Genomic DNA, 3,966 nt, shown 5'->3' on the forward strand with positions numbered 1-3,966 from the left:
CCCGGCCCTCCCGCTCTGGCGCCTCCTCGGCCGGTGCGGCTCCCGCCGGGGCCGGCGCGGGCGCGACCACGGCTTCGGCGGCCGCCACCGTCTCCGGCGCCGTCACGGCTTCGGCATGGCTGGCGGCGTCGGCGGCCTCGAGCACGAACGGCTCGGCCTCCTCGTCCGCCTTCTTGCGGCGGCCGCCGCGACGGCCGCGGCGTCGGGCCTTGGCGTCGTCCTCGGCCGGGGCCGCCTCGGACGCCACGGCCTCGGCGGGGGCCGGCTCGGCCGCTTCGACCGGGGCGGCGATGGCTGGCTCGGCGGCCGGCGGAGCGGCCTCCTCGACGGGCTCGGCGTGGCTCGCGGCATCCGCGGCCTCGAGGGTGAACGGCTCGGCCGCCTGGTCCTCGGCGCCGCCCTCCTCGCCTTCGTCGCGCGGGTCGTAGCCGAAGCTGCCATCGGCCGCGACGGCTGCGGGCTGGTCGCCGCGATGGCCTTCACCGTCACCGCGCCGCCGGCCGCGCCGGCGACGGCGGCGACGGCCGCGGCCCTCGCCATCGGCCTGCTGCTGGCCGTGATGCTGCTGCGGCTGTCCTGGACGATGCTGCTGCTGGCGCGGCTCCCGGGCCTCTTCGACCTCTTCTGCCTCGTCCTCGGCCTCCTCCGCCTCGGCTTCCAGCGCGGCGTCGGTCTCGGCCATGATCCGGGCGGTGTTGTCGACCGGCGCGATCGGGGCCGGCAGCTCGGCGCTGCGGGCCCGGGTACGCTCGATCCGGTGCGCCGGCGGGATCAGGCTGTCATCGGCCTCGATCATCACCCGCACGCCGTAGCGCCGCTCGATATCGGCCAGGGCGTCGCGCTTCTGGTTCAACAGATACAGCGCCAGGGCGGTGGCGACATGCACGGTGATCTCGGAGGCGCGCTTGCGGATGCCCTCCTCCTCGATCGCGCGCAGCACCGACAGGGCGGCCGAGCCGGTGGTCCGGGTCATGCCCAGCCCGCCGCAATGGGCGCAGGTCTCGAAATGCGTCTCCATCAGGCTCGGGCGCAGCCGCTGGCGCGACAGTTCGAGCAGGCCGAAGGCGCTGATCCGGCCGATCTGAATGCGGGCGCGGTCCTGCCGCATCGCCTCCTTCAGCCGGTGCTCGACCGCCTTGTTGTGGCGGTCGTCCTCCATGTCAATGAAGTCGATGACGATCAGCCCGGCCAGATCGCGCAGGCGAAGCTGGCGGGCCACCTCGTCGGCAGCCTCCAGATTGGTCTTGTACGCGGTCTCCTCGATGTTCCGCTCGCGGGTCGAGCGGCCGGAGTTGACGTCGATCGAGACCAGCGCCTCGGTCGGGTTGATGACGATGTAGCCGCCGGAGCGCAGCTGCACCACCGGGCTGTGCATCGCGTCGATCTGGCCTTCCACGTTGAAGCGGTGGAAGAGCGGGACGTTCTCGTCCTGGTACGGCTGGACCTTCTTGGCATGGCTCGGCATGAGCATGCGCATGAAGTCCTTGGCGGTGCGGTAGCCCTCCTCGCCGGCAACCTGGACCTCCTCGATGTCCTTCGAGTAGAGGTCGCGGATCGCCCGCTTGATCAGATCCGCCTCCTCATGGATGGCGCAGGGGGCGGTCGACTGCAGCGTCGTCTGCCGGATCGAATCCCACAGCCGCAGCAGGTAGTCGAGGTCGCGCCGGATCTCCAGCTTGGTCCGCTCCAGCCCCGCTGTCCGCAGGATGACCGCCATGCCGTCCGGCACGTCCAGGTCATCCATGATCGCCTTCATCTTCTTGCGATCCTTGGGATTGGCGATCTTCCGGCTGATGCCGCCGCCGCGCGGCGTGTTCGGCATCAGCACGCAGTAGCGGCCGGCCAGCGACAGGTAGGTGGTCAGCGCGGCGCCCTTGTTGCCGCGCTCCTCCTTGGTCACCTGCACCAGCATGATCTGCCGGCGCTTGATGACCTCCTGGATCTTGTAGTTGCGGTAGTTCGGCAGCTTCGAGCGGCGATCGCGGGCCTCCTCGGCCTCGTCGCCGCCCAGCACCTCGACGCCCGGCTCCTGCTCGCCGTCATGGCTGTGACCATGGCCGTTGCCATTGCCATTCTCGCCCTCGGCCGTCGCCGGGTCGTCGCCCCGCGGCGCCTCGGCCGGGGCCAGCAGGGCCACCGGGCCGCTGTCGCCCTCGGTTGACAGGGTCTCGCCGAAGCCGTCCTCGGTGACGGGCTCGGCGGCGATCACCTCGCCCGCCATCCCGTCGCCGGTCACCTCGATGGCTTCGACCACTTCGCTCGGGCCGGTCTCGGCCGCCTCGGCGCGGGCCGGGCGGCGGTCACGGCCACGGCGCCGGCGGGACGCCGGCTCGGCCGGCTTCGCCTCGACGGCCTCGGCCTCCTCGGCCTCCTGCGCCTGGCGGGCCAGCAGGGCCTCGCGGTCAGCGATCGGGATCCGGTAGTAGTCGGGATGGATTTCCGAGAAGGCCAGGAAGCCGTGCCGGTTCCCGCCATACTCGACGAAGGCGGCCTGGAGCGAGGGTTCGACCCGCGTCACCTTGGCCAGGTAGATATTGCCCTTCAGCTGCTTCTTGGCTTCGGTCTCGAAGTCGAATTCCTCGAGCCGATTGCCGTCCAGCACCACCACCCGCGTTTCTTCCGCATGGGTGGCGTCCACCAGCATTCTTTTAGCCATGTACAAACCCTGGCGACGCTGCCAGCGACCCCGTGCGACCGACGGGGCTGCGGCGCGTCCTTGTCCTGCCGAAGCCGCCGGGGGCGCGAACCGTGATCACCCGAGAACGGCGCTTCGCAGCAGGCCAGACGGGAGGGTCCGCGACCACCGGTCCGGCGCGGATGCGCCGGGGCACGGCCTCGAGTTGATCTCAATGTCGCCCGACATCCGCAGCCGCGCATCGCGTGCCGGCCGTTCGACGATGGACGTTTCCCGGCGGAAATCGATGCGCCGCCGCGCGGCCGACGCGGATGCCCAGGGGACCTGGAGACCCGATCGTCCGATCGGACAGACTGTCGCGCCGTCACGATACCGAGGCCCTGCGGTTCCGACAATGGGAGATTTCGGCCGTAACAGGCACGTGCGGTCGCAGGGACCTGACTCGCGCCCGGCGCTATGGTAACAGGATGCCCTCCGCCGGCCCGCGCGGTCATCAACGGAACACAATCGCGGCCTATTCGCTTCTCCGTCGAGGCCGGCCTCGCCGACCGTTTCCGTCGTTCCTGGGCGGCCGCCGCCCATTCATTGCCCCCAAGGTCCGATGCGCCTGATCGGCTGGCTCCTGTCCTCCCTTATCCTTCTCCTCGTCATCGCGGCGGTGGGCGTTTTTGCCGCCGCGAGCTATTTCGGCCGCGACCTGCCGGACACGGCGCAGCTGGCCGAATACGCGCCGCCGATCACCACCCGGCTGCATGCCGCCGACGGCCGGCTGATGGCGGAATATGCCAGCCAGAACCGGTTGTTCGTTCCGTTCGGGGCGATCCCGCCCCTGGTTGCGCAGGCCTTCGTCTCGGCCGAGGACCAGCGCTTCTACGACCACCCGGGCGTCGACCTGCAGGGCGTCGCCCGGGCCGGGATCTCGGCGATCCAGAACTACGCTTCCGGCCGGCGGGTCGAGGGCGCGTCAACCATCACCCAGCAGGTGGCGCGCAACTTCTTCCTGACGCCGGACCGGGCGATCAGCCGCAAGATCCGTGAGATGCTGCTGGCGTTCCGGATCGAGAGCGCCTTCACCAAGCAGCAGATCCTCGAGCTGTACCTGAACCAGATCTATCTCGGCCGCGGCGCCTATGGCGTGGCGGCGGCGTCGCTGGCCTATTTCAACAAGCCGCTGAAGGACCTGACGGTCTCCGAGGCCGCCTTCCTGGCCGGCCTGCCCAAAGCGCCCAGCAGCTACGACCCGAAGACCCGGATGGACGCTGCCGTCAACCGCCGCAACTACGTCATCGGCCGGCTGCTCGAGGACGGGCACATCACCAAGGAGCAGGCCG

2 protein-coding genes are annotated in these 3,966 nt (G+C 70.5%); one reads left to right on the forward strand and one right to left on the reverse strand.

The genetic code is table 11. The features are described from left to right. Positions 1 to 2,656 (reverse strand): ribonuclease E/G (locus ABDW35_RS33495; RefSeq protein ID WP_343718180.1); only part of this gene is annotated, 2,656 nt, incomplete at its 3' end. Between the two features lie 580 nt (positions 2,657 to 3,236). Between ABDW35_RS33495 and ABDW35_RS33500 the strand changes: the two genes are divergently transcribed. After that, on the forward strand, positions 3,237 to 3,966 hold a 730-nt coding region (locus tag ABDW35_RS33500; protein ID WP_343718181.1), incomplete at its 3' end, for a transglycosylase domain-containing protein.

The organism is Inquilinus sp., assembly GCF_039594555.1.
Classification (GTDB): domain Bacteria; phylum Pseudomonadota; class Alphaproteobacteria; order DSM-16000; family Inquilinaceae; genus Inquilinus.